Here is a 15,073-nt window from a genome sequence, read left to right as displayed (position 1 = left end):
ACAGGGCAATGGAGTGTTAAAACTACAATTGCATTTTTTCAAATGCGATGTATAATAAGAAAAAATAATCTGAGAAGGAGAAGCTTACTTATGAAGATCAGAACTGTCAGACCAGAAGACTCGGACCTGCTGATTAAAATGCTAAAACAGCTGGATACAGAAACAAGCTTTATGATGTATGAACCTGGAGAACGGACCTCTACTGCTGATGATATGAAACATAGAATTGAACATTGGGAAAGCTCTGGTTCCCTTTTTCTTCTTTTGGAAAATGAGGGGGATTTAGCAGGTTTTCTTTCTGCTTCCAGAGGGGAACCAAAAAGAATTCGTCACAGTGCCTATCTTGTCATCGGAATATTAAAGGACTACAGGGGCAGGGGATACGGAACAATGCTTTTTGAGGAAATGGAAAAGTGGGCAAAGGAAAGCGGAATAACAAGGCTTGAACTGACCGTAGTAAGTGAAAATGAACAGGCGCGTCATCTGTATGAAAAAATGGGATTTGTCATTGAGGGAAAAAAAGAACGTTCCATGATTGTTGATGGAACCGCTGTTGATGAATTTTATATGGCAAAACTTTTATAAGTATTGAGGTATAAGAAATTCCCCTGATTGAGAAACGCAAAAAAGCAGCATTTATCAAAATTTGACCTTACCAATATTCTTTGAATATTTGTCACAAAAACGTATATTGCTATATTTTTTGTAGTATATCATATGTTTTTCAAATTGTAAGATGTATTTTTTTATACTTTGGAATATTATCATAAATAAAGAAAAAATGTCACTGATCAAGCAACAAATCAGTGACATTTCAAACTATAATATTAAATTTTGTAACTATTTTATTTAGAGCACCTTGCTTAAGAACAATTTCAGCCTGTCATTCTTCGGATTCGCAAAAAATTCTTCAGGCTCATTCTCCTCGAGAAAATAACCGCCATCCATAAACATAACTCTGGTCGCCACTTCTCTGGCAAATCCCATCTCATGAGTGACCACGACCATAGTCATCTTCTCATCAGCCAGTTCCCGCATAACGGTTAGAACTTCTCCTACCATCTCCGGATCCAGAGCTGAAGTCGGCTCATCAAAAAGCATCACATCCGGATTCATGCACAGAGCACGCACTATGGCAATTCTCTGCTTCTGACCACCGGAAAGCTGATTTGGATATGAATCCGCCCGGTCAGCAAGCCCTACTTTCTGAAGAAGCTTTAAGGCCTGCTCTCTGGCCTCTTTCTCACTTTTCCCCTGAAGCTTTACAGGGCCAAGCGTCAGATTCTTTAAAATCGTCATGTGAGGGAATAAGTTGAACTGCTGGAAAACCATCCCCATTTTCTGACGGTGCTTATCAATATTGGTTTTATTATCTACGATATCAGTGCCTTCAAAAAGAATGTGGCCGCCACTTGGTTCTTCCAGCCGGTTTAGGCAGCGGAGGAATGTGCTTTTTCCAGAGCCAGAGGGACCGATGACGCAAACCACATCACCTTTGTATATATCGACGGAAATGTCTTTAAGGACTTCCATCTCACCAAACTTCTTTCCCAGATTCTGTACCTGAATCAGAGGTTTTTCCATGTTATTAATGTTCACTTCTCTGCAGCCTCCTCTCCAGTACTTTTACCAGCTGTGAAAACAACATAACCATAACCAGATAAATGACTGCCACTGCTAACAGAGGCATGAACGCAGAATAAGTGCGGCTCTTAATGATATCTCCGCCTTTGGTTAAATCCTGCAGTCCTATGTAACCTGCAACAGATGTTTCCTTCAAAAGAACAATAAACTCATTGGCAAGAGTAGGAACTACATTCTTAAACGCCTGGGGCATGATGATAAACCACATGGTCTGGGCGTAATTAAAGCCCAGACTTCTTCCTGCTTCAAACTGTCCCTTTTCAATGCTGCTGATACCGCTTCGGAAGATTTCTGCCACGTAGGCACCTGAGTTGATACCGAATGCTACAACCGCAGTAAATATTTGTCCCGGATCATGCAAGGAAAAGATCACAAAATACATGATCATGAGCTGAACCACCACCGGCGTTCCGCGGATTACCGTCAGATAGACGCCGCAGATCCAGTTGAGTACTTTCAGCTTATGCGTATTTTCATAGGTTGACCGTATAACTGCCACCAAAAATCCCAGCAGTATTCCGATTAATACTGCAAAAAACGTGATTTTCAGCGTATTCTGCAATCCGTCGGTAATATATTTCCAACGGTCGTCTACGATAAAATTCTGATAGAAATCATCTCTTAGCTTTTCCCACATAGCACTCTTCCTTTTTTCTTATTCTGCTGTGATGTATTGATCCACAATCTTCTGAAGCTCACCGGAATCTTTTAATTCCTTGATTGCCTTATTCATCTTATCTAACAGTTCCGTATTGCCTTTCTTAACAGCAATGGCATATTCTTCTTCTGTAAATGCCTCATCAAGAATCTTTAAACCTGCGTTCTCTTTTACAAATACTTTCGCTGGTTCACGGTCAATTACCACAGCATCTATTTTACCCTGGGTAAGAGCCATAACTGCATCCATTCCCTTATTATAACGATTGATAGCTGCGTCTTTAATGTCTCCTGCATAAATATCTCCGGTTGTTCCGGTCTGAACGCCGATCTTCTTTCCGTCTAAATCTGCCGGAGTCTTGATCTCACTGCCTTCTTTTACAATAATAACCTGAGCTGCCTGTGCATAAGTATCAGTAAAGTCCACGTTTTTCTTACGGTCTTCATTAACAGTCATACCAGCTGCTGTAAAATCTGCCTTGCCGGACTGAACAGCAGGGATCAGGGAATCAAATGCCATATCCTGGATCTCCAGCTCCATACCCATCTTATCTGCAATGGCTTTCGCAATATCAGCATCAATACCTACAATATCGTTGTTCTCATGATATTCGTATGGAGGGAATTCTGCATTGGTAACCATAACCAGCTTGCCGCCTGTTGCTGAGCTTTCTGCTGCTGAACTTTCTGCTTCTGCTTTTGTTGTTTCAGCTTCTGCTGCCTTTGTAGTCTCTGTTTTTGCTGGTGTGCCGCATGCAGTTAATACAGCTGCCATACATAGTGCCACTGCAATTGCAATTTTATTTTTCTTCATAATAGTTCCTCCTCTTATACATAAATTTGCATAATTATAAAAATTGTATCAGTTATACATTATATATCATTTTCAGAATTAATCAAGTACTTCGGGGGAAGATTGTTCAATTGCCTTGCATGTTTTTCCCCCATCTATTATAATATAGCTGATTAATAATCAGGGAAGAAAGGGAACCGCTATGAAGGATATCCTTGTAAAAACGGCATGGCCCATGACACCGCCTGCCCCCTATTCGCTTTTCCACCTTTTTTTTGTCTCTGCAGGGCTAATTTGCGTAGTTTTTTTGTCCTATTACACCACAGGCAGAATTAAGAATGACCGGATACCCGGACTTTTGTTTCTCTGCGGTATTGTACTGGCTGCCTCTGAATGCTACAAACAATTATTCTTATATTATGTGGTGAATGACCAGACATACAACTGGTGGTATTTTCCATTTCAGCTGTGCAGTCTGCCCATGTATTTCTGTCTGGTGCTGCCATTCGTGTCCGCGCCTGGCAAAAAGACGGTGCTCTACACTTTTATGCAGGACTTTAACCTTTTAGGAGGAATTATGGCTCTGGCAGAGCCATCGGGGCTGTTTCATCCTTACTGGGTACTGACCATCCATGGACTGATCTGGCATCTGCTGCTGATTTATATTGGTCTGGTAATTGCCTTTTCCCGCTGTTCCGATACCACTTTACGGGGATTTGCCCGCACACTTCCTTTGTTTTTTATCTGCTGTATTGTGGCGTCCGTCATCAACCGGACAGCAAAACCTTTAGGGCAGGCAGATATGTTCTACATATCTCCTTATTATCCGTCCGCCCAGATGGTCTTTCATGATATTGCGATAAACTATGGGATTTCCATGGGGAACTCCTTCTATCTGGCAGCTACCTGCCTGGGAGGGTTTGTGTTTCATGTGATATTTGGAAAATTTCATCTTTATTCTTCCCGGCAGAATTCGTGACCGGGTATATATTTTTTACATCATCAGGAGGAATGACACATGTCAGATTTTATTGATAACAGAGCTGAGGAAGCTCTCAAAAAACACGCCAGCGGTTATAATTGTGCACAGGCTGTTTCCTGCGTTTTCTGTGACATAACCGGAGTGGATGAAGAGACCATGTTCCGTTTTACAGAAGGCCTGGGACTTGGGATGGGAGGAATGGAAGGCACATGTGGTGCCATAGGTGCTGCTGCCGTTTTATCCGGATTAAAAAACAGTACGGCAAAACTTGACAAGCCTGACTCCAAAAGAGTGTCTTATGAAGCTTCCAGAGCATGCCTTGCAAGCTTTAAAGAACAAAATAGAAGTGTTGTATGTAAGGATTTAAAAGGAATTGAGACAGGTAACGTATTGCGTTCCTGCAATGACTGTATCACAGATGCGGTAAAAATCATTGAACAGAAGCTATTTTCAGAAGAATCGGAATAAAAATCCGATTCTTCTATTCTTTCATCATTCACTTCTTATCCCCTGTTCTTTCCGCCTTTACATCTTTTAAGAACTGCTTCCATGCATCCTCATGTGCCACAAAATATCTGGGACAATCCTTCCCAGTGGCATCATAATGCCGGATTACGTCCTTTTCTGTCAGTTTCAGTTCTCTGCACAGCCAGGCTGTCAGCTTCACTAAAGAGGCATAGGTCTGGTCATTAAATTTACCGGTTTCATCCGGGTGGCAGCATTCTATGGAAATCGTATCTTTATTTTTTTCCCTGTTGGTCGCATAAGCTACCTCATAGACTGGTATTTCCTGAAGAATCTCTCCTTGCAGTCCGATGATAAAATGACTGCTTGCAGAAATCTTTTTCTCTCCTGTCTGGTCTTTTAAGCTGGCAAAGTAATCCCTGTTCTGTTTCGCAGTTGTGCCGGGATTAGCAACATAGTGAACCACAATGCCATTAATCCGCTTCATATTGATTCCGGGTCTTGAGTAGGGATTGACTTCAATGTAATCCGGCTCTACATAATCCGGCATGGTAATTGACTGTATATCCACATAGTTTCTGCCAAACAGAGAAATCAATCCCCATATCATTAAGGATAACACTCCTGTCCACAGCAAAAAACGGAAGCATATGTATAAGAATGCTCTTCTTTTCTTCTTTTTCTTTTGTTTATACCGGCGCAGCCTTGATCTGCGCCGGCGTTCCAGTTCATCTATTCCATCTTTTGTCTGATTATTCATGGTGAAAACTCCTGATCTGCCTTTTCTAACAGTTTACGTCTTTACCAAGGAAAAAGTCAATCAATTTTCAGGATTCTGTCTGGGTTCTTGCTTCCATCTTAACCGTCTCACACACATCCTGCAGAACCGCATGAAGCTTTCCCTGGGCTGATTCATCACAGAGAATGACGATTTTATCCCCTGCAAAAAATTTCGTTTCACCTCTGGGGACAAATTCAGCTTCTCCACGGAATAGAGAGATCAGCAGACAGGTACGCGGCCACTGGATTTCAGAAACCTTTCGCCCTTCCGCAATACTTCCATGAAATATCCTCCCCTCCACCAGCACTTTTTCTCCGGTAAGGGACGTATCCCTGTTGGGATTCAGTTTTCTTAACAGCCGGTGAAGCAGCTGGTCATAAACAGGAGCGCACCGGACCATGTCAGGAATCACATAGGCAATCAGTGACACAAGGGACAGGGAAAGTAAGTGGCTAAAGCTGCCTGTCATTTCACTGATCAGAATAATGCCGGTAATAGGGGCACGGACAATCGCAGAGAAATATCCGGCCATTCCCAGTATGATAAAATTTCCTAAAAGCCCACCAAGTGAATTGGTCATGAGTTCCATTCCGCTGAAGTATATGCTTCCGATGACTGCGCCAAGCACAAGAAGAGGCAGAAAGATGCCGCCCGGAGCACCGGAGCCAAAGCTTAGAATGGAAAATGAAAATTTAAGCAGGAACAGAAGACACATTGCTCCAAATAACATCTCGCCGGAGGTCAGCACCTCTACCAGCGGATGACCACCGCCCAGTACCTGGGGATAATAAAGGCCAAACACTCCCGCCAGTATAAACGGAACCATCAACCTTAGAAACGGACTTGCAATTTTCTGATACAGATCCTGGGTTTTTGAAAGGGATGTATTATACAACACACCCATCGCACCGATAATCACGCCAAATAAGATTACATATCCATAACATTTAAGTGGAATCATTTCTGTAATATTAAGATTGAAAATCGGCTTTAAACCGAATACATTCCGGGAAACGAAATCTGCAGTGATGGATGACGCCATAGTGGATAAGAGGATTTCCGGTGAAAAATGTTTATGTATCTCTTCCAGGGAGAACAAAACACCGGCGATCGGCGCATTAAAAGCGGCAGAAAGGCCTGCACTTGCACCACATGTGATTAACAGCTTTTCTTCTGTCTTAGACCTTTTTGATATGCGGGAAAGTCCTTTTCCTGCCATGGCGCCCAGCTGAATACTTGGACCCTCCCGTCCCAGGGAAAGTCCGAAGCCAAGTGATACCAGTCCGCCCAAAAGCTTTGCAACAAGGGTTTTCCACCAGCAGGGATCCAGTTCACCTATCATCTCCCCTTCTACCTGTGGAATTCCGCTTCCTGAAATTAAAGACTCCCATTTAAGCATGATTGTAACAAAGAGAGCACCTGCAGTGAGTACAAGAAACCAGATGACACTCATAAGCGGATTTCCCTTCACAGCATTCAACACCCATTTAAGAAGCTCATCTCCATGGCTGAGTAAGTACCGAAAAAACACAACTACGGAACCAGCTAAGGCTCCTGTTATAATTCCTTCCAATATCAATTCATAACGAAAACTTCGGTAACGGTTAATCGTTTTCTGTACCGTATGACCTTCCGTCTGCATAACGCTTTTTCCTCCTGTAAATCATTTTTTTATGGCCGACTTGCACACAATATAAAATTATAGCTCCTGAATGTGCCGATTGCAAGGCAAAATCCGGAATACTTCTAAAATAAACCGGCTTCATCTTGTACTGCTGACAGGAAAAAACCGGTTTATTTCTGATCTGATTATTCTGTTTATGCTGCATAGTCCACTAACTGCTCTGGTGAAAATGTTTCATTATAGCAGATGATCTCCACCTGTATCCCAATTCCAATAATCATAACCCCCATCAGTGATTTTCCGTCGATCACCAACTGGTTTGAGATGACTTTTATTTCAAAACTGCACCGCTCCGCCTTTACTACAAATGCCACCAGTTCCTCAACAGTGGAAAATGTGTGGTTGATCTTTCTCACCTCAGACACCATCTTTCTTTTCATCGTCTCATTCATGATTTTCACTAAATAAATCTTGTTTTTTTTCTCAATCATGTGCACTTTAACTATTTATTCCTATTGTTTCCATCCGGTGAACAGTTATACCTGAAAAGTGTATTTTTTTTTAAGGAAAAGACTACCCAAATTTTGAATTATCGTGTATAATTGTGTCGTTGTGTTTTCAAATGGAGGCGTATCGAAGTGGTCATAACGAGCCTGACTCGAAATCAGGTTGTCCTTACGGGCACGTGGGTTCGAATCCCACCGCCTCCGCCATGAGCCTGTTTGTGGTCAATGTCCACAACCGGCTCTTCTTTTTTTAGTTTTTTCTACGCTCTCTTTTGAGGGCGTTTTTTTGTTTCTGTAGAAAACGGATATGCCTGAACCCTTGTTTTATAAGTTTTTTCCGTGTTCTGATAAAGCAGTCCGTAGAAAATCAATTGGCCGCTGCAAGTCCAGTAGGTTCTGCCACTCGGTTTCTTTCAAACATCCCATCCATAACCAAGCCGGATTCGATTTGTGCGTGGAAGTCCAGATGAGAGTAAATGTCCGCTGTGGTTGCAAAGGTACTGTGCCCCAGCCATATCTGGATTTGCTTCATTGATATCCCATTTGCAAGTAGTAAGCTGGCACATGAATGTCTTAAATCGTGGAACCGGATTTTTTTGAGGTCGGCTTTTTCAAGCACCCGCTAAAGTGATCCGTTACATAATTAGGGCGCATGAGCTTCCCTGTTTGGTCAAGGCATATGTAGTCGAGGTAATCACAGCAGTACGAGCGTTTGAATCGCTTTCGGTACATTTCCTGCTTTTCCTTTTCTGCAAGCAGTAGCTTTTCTACTGATGGCAGTAACGGAAGTGTGCGGAAGCTGGACTTGGTTTTCAGTACATCCTCACCTACCGCTATCGATTTGCCATCTACCGTGTCCTCAATCACCTTGTGCTTGATGGAGATGGTCTTTTGCTCAAGGTTGATCGCGTCCCACTTTAATCCGAGGACTTCGCTTCGGCGCAAGCCATAGTAAGCTGCCAGCTTCACACAAATCTCCAAGGGATCATCCGATATCGCATCAAACAGTGCCATCATTTCCCCTGCGGAATAAAACTGAGCATGGTACACATTCTTCTTTGGCCTGTCTACTCGGTCAGCAGGATTGCTGCTAATGATCCCTTTTTTCACTGCATTCTGCAATGCTCTGCGGAGGACTGCGTGATAATGGATAACGGTGTTCGGTGTGTATCCTTCATCAAAGATTGATTGATGAAAGTCCTGGATATGCTGTGGGGTAACCTCTCCCAAGGTGATGTTCAGCTCGGTAAAGTACCGGCTGATTCGCCCGTCCAGCATGGTTTGATAGCCTTTGAATGTTGTTTTGGCTATCGTGGGCCTTGATTGGGTCAGCCATTTTTGAAGGTAGTTGGTAAATAATACATCCGCCTGGGGATTCCGTTTGCCTTCAATCAGTTCTCTGGCTCTTTCCTCAGCTTCCCGACGCTCCTTTTCTACCTGCTCCTGTTCATATTCCAACCGGATTTGGTCGAAGGCTTTTTGGGCTTTCCTGTCGCTGGTTCCCGCTACCGGAAGTCCGATAGAAACCCATTTAGGTTTTCTTTTGCCATCCACTTTGATATATAGGACGGCATAGTAAGTATTGTTTTTTTCTTGTAGACAGCCTGTTATCATTGTTATCCTCCTTTGAAATAACAGCGGATTTGCCTACCATTGACAACATCACAATACCATAGAAAGCATAGGATAGCTACTTATTTACGCGGAAACAATCCGAAGGAGTTTTCTACGGTTGGGCCAATAATAAGCAAAAAGCCATATCAACCAATCTTGATATGACACATTTCTTCACTCAGTAAATATTCAATGACGCATGCTTTAGGAATCTTATAGGTCCGCCCAATGCGAACACTATGTATCTCTTTTTCTGAAAGCAGTTTATATGCCAGCTTCCGGCTGATGCCTCCGAGCATTTCCCGTAATTGATTTACCTCGACTACGTCGGGGTATTTTTCAAACATGGTTGTTTTGTTGCTCATAAAAATTCCTCCTTCATAAAAAATCTCCGGATTAAGTCCGACGTCGATAAAAGTGCTTGATTGATTTCCTACATTGCCTGCTCATCCAGCCGACCAAGCCATTCACGAAGCCGTGTCCGGTCAATAGTGCGTATCTGTTCCAGAAGTACGAAGGACTCTCTGGCCAATCTGTCCGCCCACATTAATGATGGTATGGGTTGGCAGGGTCTGCCTGTAATAGCACAGACGATGGTGGTGGGGCTGTGACGGTTGCCTATGTCGTTTTGCAGGATAAGTACAGGACGGATGCCTCCTTGCTCACAGCCCACAACGGGGTTTAGATTAGCGTAGTAAATATCGCCGTGGCTGACGCCTTGCTTTATCGTATCCAAACTTCACACCTCCTTGATTCGTAATTCCTACATTTTTCTTAATGGCACAAATATAGGGACCGCTTTGCTGTAAAGGCAGAGCGATCCCCATCGCTTCTGACATTAAGTCATTTTTCTGTAATCAAGGCTCTTAATTCGACACTACTCCCCAAGCGCACTGTGCAAAGCAATGCCTTGCACAACAAAGGCGATGGCCTAAACTGCGGCTGGCTTCACCGCATCATGGGAATCTCACCCCCGCCAGGATCTCTGCCGGCTGCCCTCATTGCGTGATCCCCCGGTCAAGGGGGGCTGTGACGGGACAGAAGTATCAATATAGGCTAACGGGGTCATTGCGAGACAGGCTGCCACAGCCTGTCTGACCGTCGGATGGGTACCGCTTTGCACCTTAATTGGCCGTCTTTGATAGGAGCAGGAAGAAACAGGCGAAAAGAAAAAAAGTGATTTCGCTTTTCTTGCTGCCTGCCTACAGGTGGTCTTGGCGCATCCTCCGGGGTCGCTTTCCCTTTTGGGGTCCGTCAGCTAACGTATTCAGGTCATCGGATATAAAATTTTCAAAGAGCTGTAAGGGAGAATAGAAAAATCCCCTCACTACTAAGCCGATTTCGTGAGGGGGGTGGACGAAAAAAGTTTTACTTTTCCATAAGTTTTTTTAAAGTTTGTAGAATTTTTGTCTTTCGATCATGGAGTGTTATGCGTGGGATTCCGGTTTCTGCCGCTAGTTGATGCTCACTTTTATTCTGAAAAAACAGCGTTAAAATGAGCTCCAGTTCCTCTTTGGTAAGCTGTGCAAGGCACTTGTGAAGCTTGTCCGAGAGGAGCTTGTCCATAACCGCTTCCTCCACACGAGGAGAAATAAGGTCAGGAATTACATCCTCGCCATTGGTTCCTTCCGTGTCTAAGGCACTGTAATAAAACACGCCGTTTGTCGTATCTCTTTCTTCCAGATAGGTTTCACGGCGCTTCATACGGTGGTAAGTCAAATAGATTTCCTCACTGACCGGCATGAGCTGTCCTTGCACCTTTATTCGATATTCTTTTTTCTCTGCCATATGGCTTGTCCTCCGTTTTCTGTTATTACCCATAGGGATGCCCCTTTCGCCTCGGCGCGGAACGATAGCCGGTATCTCTATATCAAAATGATCCGTAAAAAGCCGTAAAAAAGTGCAAGGGCCTGCCCTCATTGTGAGAGGGCAGGCCCTGCGTGGTTTTTGGCAGCCAGACTATCATAACGTCCGAAAACGTCTTAGACCCTGTAGCTTTGCGTCCCCGGCTTTAGCCGAGTTTGCCCTTGCTATATTCTAATACCGTCTATTGATAAAATGCACACCCCGACCGCAAATCGTAAAATTCCCTATTGCTCATTGAGTAATAGGGAATTTAACGTGAGTGATATCAATGCCCACTCCTTGAGTGTAGAACGGGTAACGAATTCAAGAATCAGACGATTGATGAAACTCTGAAAGCATTTGAAATTCAACGCTCCCTAAGCCATAAAGGCTGTCCTTATGATAATGCAGTTGCAGATGCAACATTTAAAATAATCAAAACAGAGTTCGTCAGGAACCAGACCTTTAGCAGCTTATACCATCTTCAGATTGAATTGGCTGATTATATGAATTGGTTCAACAACCACAGAATTTATTCTTCGCTAGGATATTTGTCACCGGTGAAGTATAGAATGATTACCATTAAAAAAGTAGTCTAGAAAACTGTTGACAATCCACCTTGTTATATTTTAAAAATACTTGTTACAATCACGGCTATCCTTTGAGTAATATAGCAATAAAAAGGAATGTGTTTGTAATTTTCTGTAACTGTATAAATTATAATATGTATACACTTCTAAAACAACGGATAACGACAATTAATAATATCGATTAATATGTGAAATGCACTAAATATCTCATATTTTGTAACGTCTTAAGGAAAAGACTGCTGGAAGGTAATGTCAAATATATCTCTTATATATTTGCTGTATTAGCAATCTATTTGTACAGACCAATTGTTCTTTTTCTGCCGTTAAGTTTTCTTACAGTGAGGAGTTATCCACACGATGCGTTACGAACCATGGCGCAGTCTATGAAAAAAGCAGACCACTCTGCTCAAAATGATCTGCTTTTTAGTCTGCATGAATGCCTGACTTTTTATATTTTTATACTGGTTTAAAATTAAGGTTCTATCTATAATATAGTCAATTGTTATCACACGGAAAACTGCTGTCCATGATCTTGCTGTTACTCATGCATCGTTTCCTGTTGTTCCAACTTCATTAGCTGTTCCATAGTAAAATCAATAATCTTTGCCTTTCGTTCTGATATCATCACCGTATAAAACTCCTTCTGCACTGGAAGCAGTGTGGGTGTTTCAATAATTAATACGCGTATTTTTTCCATATCAATCCGTGCAGAGATTCTTTCGAGAGCAGCATTGCAATCTGGATTTTTCAGAGAAGCGATAAACTCGAAGTAAGGGATCTTCTTTCCATCTTCTTCAATGGGCGAGGTAGGAAAAACATATACACGCCTATTAATCTCATCATCACTGTTTAAAATTGCTTCCATATCCTTGACCGCAAGCTGCTGGAAGAGACAGGAGCCACAATCGTATACAGGAGCGATTTCTGCAGTCTTTGACTGTTCGTCTACAAGAATACCCCAGTTTCCATTGTGCCTGTCAAAATTACCAAGGAATGCATCCGCTATAAACATATCCCAAAAGAAATCCCTAAGCTGATCCGCTGGCAAAAGCGTCTGCTCGTCAATTGCCTGCAGAATAGATGAAAGCTCTGTGCCATATCCACTTTGTTCACTGCTGATACAGGTATTCTTAAGGTGTGCGAACTCAATCAGTTTTTTACCGCCTTCCGTAAAATCTCCGCATGCCACTGCCATCTTTTCCTTTCCGCGTGAATCAGTATAAGTCCCAAGCAGAGTTTCCTGTGTCCTTAATCCAAGAGAAGCAAAGACATGGCAGGAAAGGTATTCACTGATACAGCCGTTGATATAACTCATGACCTTATTACGATTTGGGGTAGGCGGGAATTTCAGCATATAGCTTTTGCCTTCATAAATTATATTGATTTTGTTCCCGTTTGCTCCGCCATAGGCTCTAAACCGATTTACTTCACATGACGTAAAATCAATCATTAGGTTGTTCCTCCTTTCCTGCTAAACCTAGATATTTTTCTCGCAGGTAGCTTGCCTGTTGCTGAGTAATAGAGCCAGCCCAAAGATCAGCATTAATCGCTCCATATAATTCTCCCCAGAGGCAGTCAAGATGCAGTACCTGTTCCTTTTCACCTTGCAAGTATTCTTTAATCGCCTTTTGAATGTTACCCGATAGCCCAGTTTCCAAATATGTTTTAATATTGGGTTTACCATCGGCTGTATTTTTTTCCGGAGCTATTTCCAATATTAATAGTTCCTCAATAGATAGTCCAAGTGCTTTAGAGAGCTTGGACATCGTACCAGCACCACACCGTTTCAGATTCGTTTTTCCCGAATAAATGTCTACTAGAGTTGCCCATGGAATTCCGCTAATTTTTGATAAACGATATCGGGACATTTTCATGTCCTGCATAAGTTGCTGTATTGTCATTTTTAATCACCTGATACCATTATATCGGTGTTCCGATACAGTGTCAAGATATGTTGATACGATCCTGTCTTTAGACAGATTTGCTAATGGCTCTATAATATTGAAACTTTATAGTAAGAAAGACTGTGATTTGTTTTCACAGTCTTTCCATATTTTAGAATAGTTATTATTTTTAATGCATTATGATATTTTTTCAAACAACAGAATACCGCTTAGGTGCATTTGGTTTTTTAGAAAATAATGCAATTAAGAACCCGATCACAGGCAAAACCATCATTAACAACAATACCGCATTATAATTACCGAATTTCATAAATAAAATGCCAAAGGGCAACGGTCCGACTGCGGAGCTGATAACATTACCTACCATAGAAATTCCACGAATACTTCCAAGATATAAAGTCCCGAAATAATTCGACCACACAACACCATTATTAATCGATTGCAATCCTGTGGCCGTCCCATGTAAAACAGCAAAAACAATAGCCATTGGTAGTGAATCTGTGAAAAATAGTACCAGCAATGCGGCCAATTCAATCATTGAAATAACAGCAGCGACATGATGCTGCTTTACTCCATCCATAAATTTTCCTGAAATAAGGGTGACTGGGAAACTTACCATAGAAAAAAAGCTTAAAATCATAGCAGCATTTCCTGATGTCATATTTTTTGATTCCATAATTGAAATTAAATGAAATGTTAATCCAGTGGTTATCAGGGGAAGTATGATCTGACAGTAAAGCATCCCCCAAAAAGCAAAGGTTTTCATAGCTTCTTTCGGCGTAAAATATTCCTCTTTATCGGAAAATTTTATGCTCCTTAAATGTTCATCAGCCCTTTTTTCATTATCTGGTAACAGTCCTATCTCCTCAGGTCTATTAAATAAATAAAAGTATGTAATTGGCACAAAAATAATCCAGACAAGGAAGCCCCATATTCTCCAGACTTCCCGCCAACTGATTATTTTAAAGAGGCTTGCGTTAATTATCGGAATTAAAGTCGATGCTATAACACCTCCAATTGACATAATAGAAAAAGACATTGCCCTTTTCTTTATAAACCATTTAGGAAGAACCAAAGATGGTAATAATGTCATGGATCCCTGTCCGAGAAAACGGCTGAACGCAAATCCAATAAACAAACTAAACAGGCTAAAGTTAAAACTATTCCAGATACAAACCAGACCTAAAAGTATGCCAACAGCAATCATGGTAATCTTAGTACCAATCCTGTCTGCAATCTGTCCAACACTAAAAATAAACAGACCGCTAAATAACGTAGCAATTGAATAAAGGCTGGAGACTATTGTACGATCCCATTTTAATTCTTTTACATAGATATCAATAAATCCTGAGATGAAAAATGTCTGACCGGGAGCCGAAAAAAAGTAAGACAGTGCAGCCACAAAGACAATCATCCAGCCATAATTAAATTTATTATTACTGTATAAACTTTTTGGAGATAATTTCAATCTTCTTTCCTTTCTAACTACAGCATTAAAAGTGAACAAATTATATTTCCATAATAATCGGCAGAATGACAGGGGTGCGTTTTATTTCTTTCCAAAGAAATTCCCCTATATCATCCTTTAACATAGCTTTAATTTTAGCCCAGTCTCTGGTATTCTTACATTTTTCAAGGCTTGTACCAGCAACACGTCTGATCTTACCC

Annotated in this window: 17 protein-coding genes, 1 tRNA gene, 2 pseudogenes and 1 riboswitch; of the genes and pseudogenes, 5 read left to right on the top strand and 15 right to left on the bottom strand. The window is 41.8% G+C overall.

Annotation, left to right across the window (positions count from 1 at the left end):
- Positions 1–90: 90 nt before the first annotated feature.
- Positions 91–585 carry a GNAT family N-acetyltransferase gene (locus RZO55_RS06580; RefSeq protein ID WP_318063484.1) on the top strand — a complete coding sequence of 165 codons (495 nt, stop codon included), beginning with the start codon at positions 91–93 and terminating at the stop codon, positions 583–585.
- Between the two features lie 264 nt (positions 586–849).
- On the opposite strand, the gene RZO55_RS06575 is transcribed toward RZO55_RS06580, so the two are convergent.
- The 3 genes from RZO55_RS06575 to RZO55_RS06565 are packed head-to-tail and all read right to left on the bottom strand — an operon-like array spanning position 850 to position 3,115.
- Positions 850–1,572 (bottom strand): amino acid ABC transporter ATP-binding protein, encoded by a 723-nt coding sequence (locus RZO55_RS06575; RefSeq protein WP_369293198.1) that lies wholly within the window; start codon positions 1,570–1,572, stop codon positions 850–852.
- 16 nt (positions 1,573–1,588) lie between these two features.
- On the bottom strand, positions 1,589–2,281 hold the full coding sequence (locus RZO55_RS06570) for an amino acid ABC transporter permease (RefSeq protein WP_318063483.1): 693 nt from the start codon (positions 2,279–2,281) through the stop codon (positions 1,589–1,591).
- 18 nt (positions 2,282–2,299) lie between these two features.
- The gene (locus tag RZO55_RS06565) at positions 2,300–3,115 is read right to left on the bottom strand and encodes a basic amino acid ABC transporter substrate-binding protein (RefSeq protein ID WP_318063482.1); all 816 of its coding nucleotides are present in this window, start codon (positions 3,113–3,115) and stop codon (positions 2,300–2,302) included.
- A gap of 181 nt (positions 3,116–3,296) precedes the next feature.
- On the opposite strand from RZO55_RS06565, the gene RZO55_RS06560 reads away from it, so the two are divergent.
- Both RZO55_RS06560 and RZO55_RS06555 read left to right on the top strand, forming a co-directional pair.
- Positions 3,297–4,073: a TMEM164 family acyltransferase gene (locus tag RZO55_RS06560; protein WP_318063481.1), complete on the top strand. Its 777-nt coding sequence runs from the start codon at positions 3,297–3,299 to the stop codon at positions 4,071–4,073.
- A 39-nt stretch (positions 4,074–4,112) separates the two neighbouring features.
- Positions 4,113–4,544: a C-GCAxxG-C-C family protein gene (locus tag RZO55_RS06555; RefSeq protein WP_318063480.1), complete on the top strand. Its 432-nt coding sequence runs from the start codon at positions 4,113–4,115 to the stop codon at positions 4,542–4,544.
- A gap of 28 nt (positions 4,545–4,572) precedes the next feature.
- Here RZO55_RS06555 and RZO55_RS06550 read toward each other — a convergent pair whose 3' ends face one another.
- From RZO55_RS06550 to RZO55_RS06540, 3 genes are all read right to left on the bottom strand, one after another.
- Positions 4,573–5,301 carry a peptidoglycan recognition protein family protein gene (locus RZO55_RS06550; RefSeq protein WP_318063479.1) on the bottom strand — a complete coding sequence of 243 codons (729 nt, stop codon included), beginning with the start codon at positions 5,299–5,301 and terminating at the stop codon, positions 4,573–4,575.
- Positions 5,302–5,368: 67 nt separating this feature from the next.
- Positions 5,369–6,964 (bottom strand): ClC family H(+)/Cl(-) exchange transporter, encoded by a 1,596-nt coding sequence (locus RZO55_RS06545; RefSeq protein ID WP_318063478.1) that lies wholly within the window; start codon positions 6,962–6,964, stop codon positions 5,369–5,371.
- Positions 6,965–7,140: 176 nt separating this feature from the next.
- Positions 7,141–7,437, bottom strand: a complete 297-nt coding sequence (locus RZO55_RS06540) for an HPr family phosphocarrier protein (protein ID WP_318063477.1) — start codon at positions 7,435–7,437, stop codon at positions 7,141–7,143.
- Between the two features lie 133 nt (positions 7,438–7,570).
- Between RZO55_RS06540 and RZO55_RS06535 the strand changes: the two genes are divergently transcribed.
- Positions 7,571–7,659: transfer RNA gene (locus tag RZO55_RS06535), tRNA-Ser, on the top strand.
- Between the two features lie 160 nt (positions 7,660–7,819).
- Here the strand turns inward: RZO55_RS06535 and RZO55_RS06530 are convergent.
- The 5 genes and pseudogenes from RZO55_RS06530 to RZO55_RS06510 form a co-directional block, all read right to left on the bottom strand.
- Positions 7,820–8,071, bottom strand: coding sequence for a tyrosine-type recombinase/integrase (locus tag RZO55_RS06530; protein ID WP_318063476.1), 252 nt, complete (start codon positions 8,069–8,071; stop codon positions 7,820–7,822).
- The gene (locus tag RZO55_RS06525) at positions 8,026–9,066 is read right to left on the bottom strand and encodes a tyrosine-type recombinase/integrase (RefSeq protein WP_318063475.1); all 1,041 of its coding nucleotides are present in this window, start codon (positions 9,064–9,066) and stop codon (positions 8,026–8,028) included. Before RZO55_RS06525 ends, RZO55_RS06530 begins: the two co-directional genes overlap by 46 nt.
- Before the next feature lie 146 nt (positions 9,067–9,212).
- Positions 9,213–9,431: a helix-turn-helix domain-containing protein gene (locus tag RZO55_RS06520; protein ID WP_283674579.1), complete on the bottom strand. Its 219-nt coding sequence runs from the start codon at positions 9,429–9,431 to the stop codon at positions 9,213–9,215.
- Positions 9,432–9,502: 71 nt separating this feature from the next.
- Positions 9,503–9,802: pseudogene (locus tag RZO55_RS06515) on the bottom strand (type II toxin-antitoxin system PemK/MazF family toxin); the annotation flags it as partial.
- A gap of 632 nt (positions 9,803–10,434) precedes the next feature.
- A complete protein-coding gene (locus RZO55_RS06510) occupies positions 10,435–10,854 on the bottom strand; it encodes a sigma-70 RNA polymerase sigma factor region 4 domain-containing protein (protein WP_318063473.1) in 420 nt (139 codons plus the stop codon).
- A 158-nt stretch (positions 10,855–11,012) separates the two neighbouring features.
- Positions 11,013–11,102, bottom strand: a riboswitch (cyclic di-GMP riboswitch).
- Between the two features lie 123 nt (positions 11,103–11,225).
- On the opposite strand from RZO55_RS06510, the pseudogene RZO55_RS06505 reads away from it, so the two are divergent.
- A pseudogene (locus RZO55_RS06505) lies at positions 11,226–11,510 on the top strand (IS3 family transposase); the annotation flags it as partial.
- 529 nt (positions 11,511–12,039) lie between these two features.
- Here the strand turns inward: RZO55_RS06505 and RZO55_RS06500 are convergent.
- The 4 genes from RZO55_RS06500 to RZO55_RS06485 form a co-directional block, all read right to left on the bottom strand.
- Positions 12,040–12,951: a HipA domain-containing protein gene (locus tag RZO55_RS06500; protein ID WP_318063472.1), complete on the bottom strand. Its 912-nt coding sequence runs from the start codon at positions 12,949–12,951 to the stop codon at positions 12,040–12,042.
- Positions 12,944–13,402 carry a helix-turn-helix domain-containing protein gene (locus RZO55_RS06495; RefSeq protein ID WP_318063471.1) on the bottom strand — a complete coding sequence of 153 codons (459 nt, stop codon included), beginning with the start codon at positions 13,400–13,402 and terminating at the stop codon, positions 12,944–12,946. The genes RZO55_RS06500 and RZO55_RS06495 overlap by 8 nt, the downstream gene beginning before the upstream one ends.
- 193 nt (positions 13,403–13,595) lie before the next feature.
- Entirely contained in the window at positions 13,596–14,873 is a 1,278-nt protein-coding gene (locus RZO55_RS06490; RefSeq protein WP_318063470.1) for an MFS transporter, read from the bottom strand.
- 40 nt (positions 14,874–14,913) lie between these two features.
- Complete coding sequence (locus tag RZO55_RS06485; protein WP_318063716.1) at positions 14,914–15,066, bottom strand: hypothetical protein; 153 nt, start codon at positions 15,064–15,066, stop codon at positions 14,914–14,916.
- Positions 15,067–15,073 lie beyond the last annotated feature (7 nt).

Source organism: Clostridium boliviensis, assembly GCF_033342255.1.
In the GTDB taxonomy this organism is placed as follows: Bacteria; Bacillota; Clostridia; order Lachnospirales; family Lachnospiraceae; genus Lacrimispora; species Lacrimispora boliviensis.
The sequence above is the reverse complement of the archived record's forward strand: the minus strand, read 5'-3'. Positions and strand labels throughout refer to the sequence as shown.

Bases quoted from the DNA above. Each gene is read 5' to 3' on its own strand.
- RZO55_RS06580 (WP_318063484.1), top strand. From the start codon at position 91: ATGAAGATCAGAACTGTCAGACCAGAAGACTCGGACCTGCTGATTAAA.
- RZO55_RS06570 (WP_318063483.1), bottom strand. From the start codon at position 2,281: ATGTGGGAAAAGCTAAGAGATGATTTCTATCAGAATTTTATCGTAGAC.
- RZO55_RS06565 (WP_318063482.1), bottom strand. From the start codon at position 3,115: ATGAAGAAAAATAAAATTGCAATTGCAGTGGCACTATGTATGGCAGCT.
- RZO55_RS06560 (WP_318063481.1), top strand. From the start codon at position 3,297: ATGAAGGATATCCTTGTAAAAACGGCATGGCCCATGACACCGCCTGCC.
- RZO55_RS06555 (WP_318063480.1), top strand. From the start codon at position 4,113: ATGTCAGATTTTATTGATAACAGAGCTGAGGAAGCTCTCAAAAAACAC.
- RZO55_RS06550 (WP_318063479.1), bottom strand. From the start codon at position 5,301: ATGAATAATCAGACAAAAGATGGAATAGATGAACTGGAACGCCGGCGC.
- RZO55_RS06545 (WP_318063478.1), bottom strand. From the start codon at position 6,964: ATGCAGACGGAAGGTCATACGGTACAGAAAACGATTAACCGTTACCGA.
- RZO55_RS06540 (WP_318063477.1), bottom strand. From the start codon at position 7,437: ATGATTGAGAAAAAAAACAAGATTTATTTAGTGAAAATCATGAATGAG.
- RZO55_RS06525 (WP_318063475.1), bottom strand. From the start codon at position 9,066: ATGATAACAGGCTGTCTACAAGAAAAAAACAATACTTACTATGCCGTC.
- RZO55_RS06520 (WP_283674579.1), bottom strand. From the start codon at position 9,431: ATGAGCAACAAAACAACCATGTTTGAAAAATACCCCGACGTAGTCGAG.
- RZO55_RS06510 (WP_318063473.1), bottom strand. From the start codon at position 10,854: ATGGCAGAGAAAAAAGAATATCGAATAAAGGTGCAAGGACAGCTCATG.
- RZO55_RS06500 (WP_318063472.1), bottom strand. From the start codon at position 12,951: ATGATTGATTTTACGTCATGTGAAGTAAATCGGTTTAGAGCCTATGGC.
- RZO55_RS06495 (WP_318063471.1), bottom strand. From the start codon at position 13,402: ATGACAATACAGCAACTTATGCAGGACATGAAAATGTCCCGATATCGT.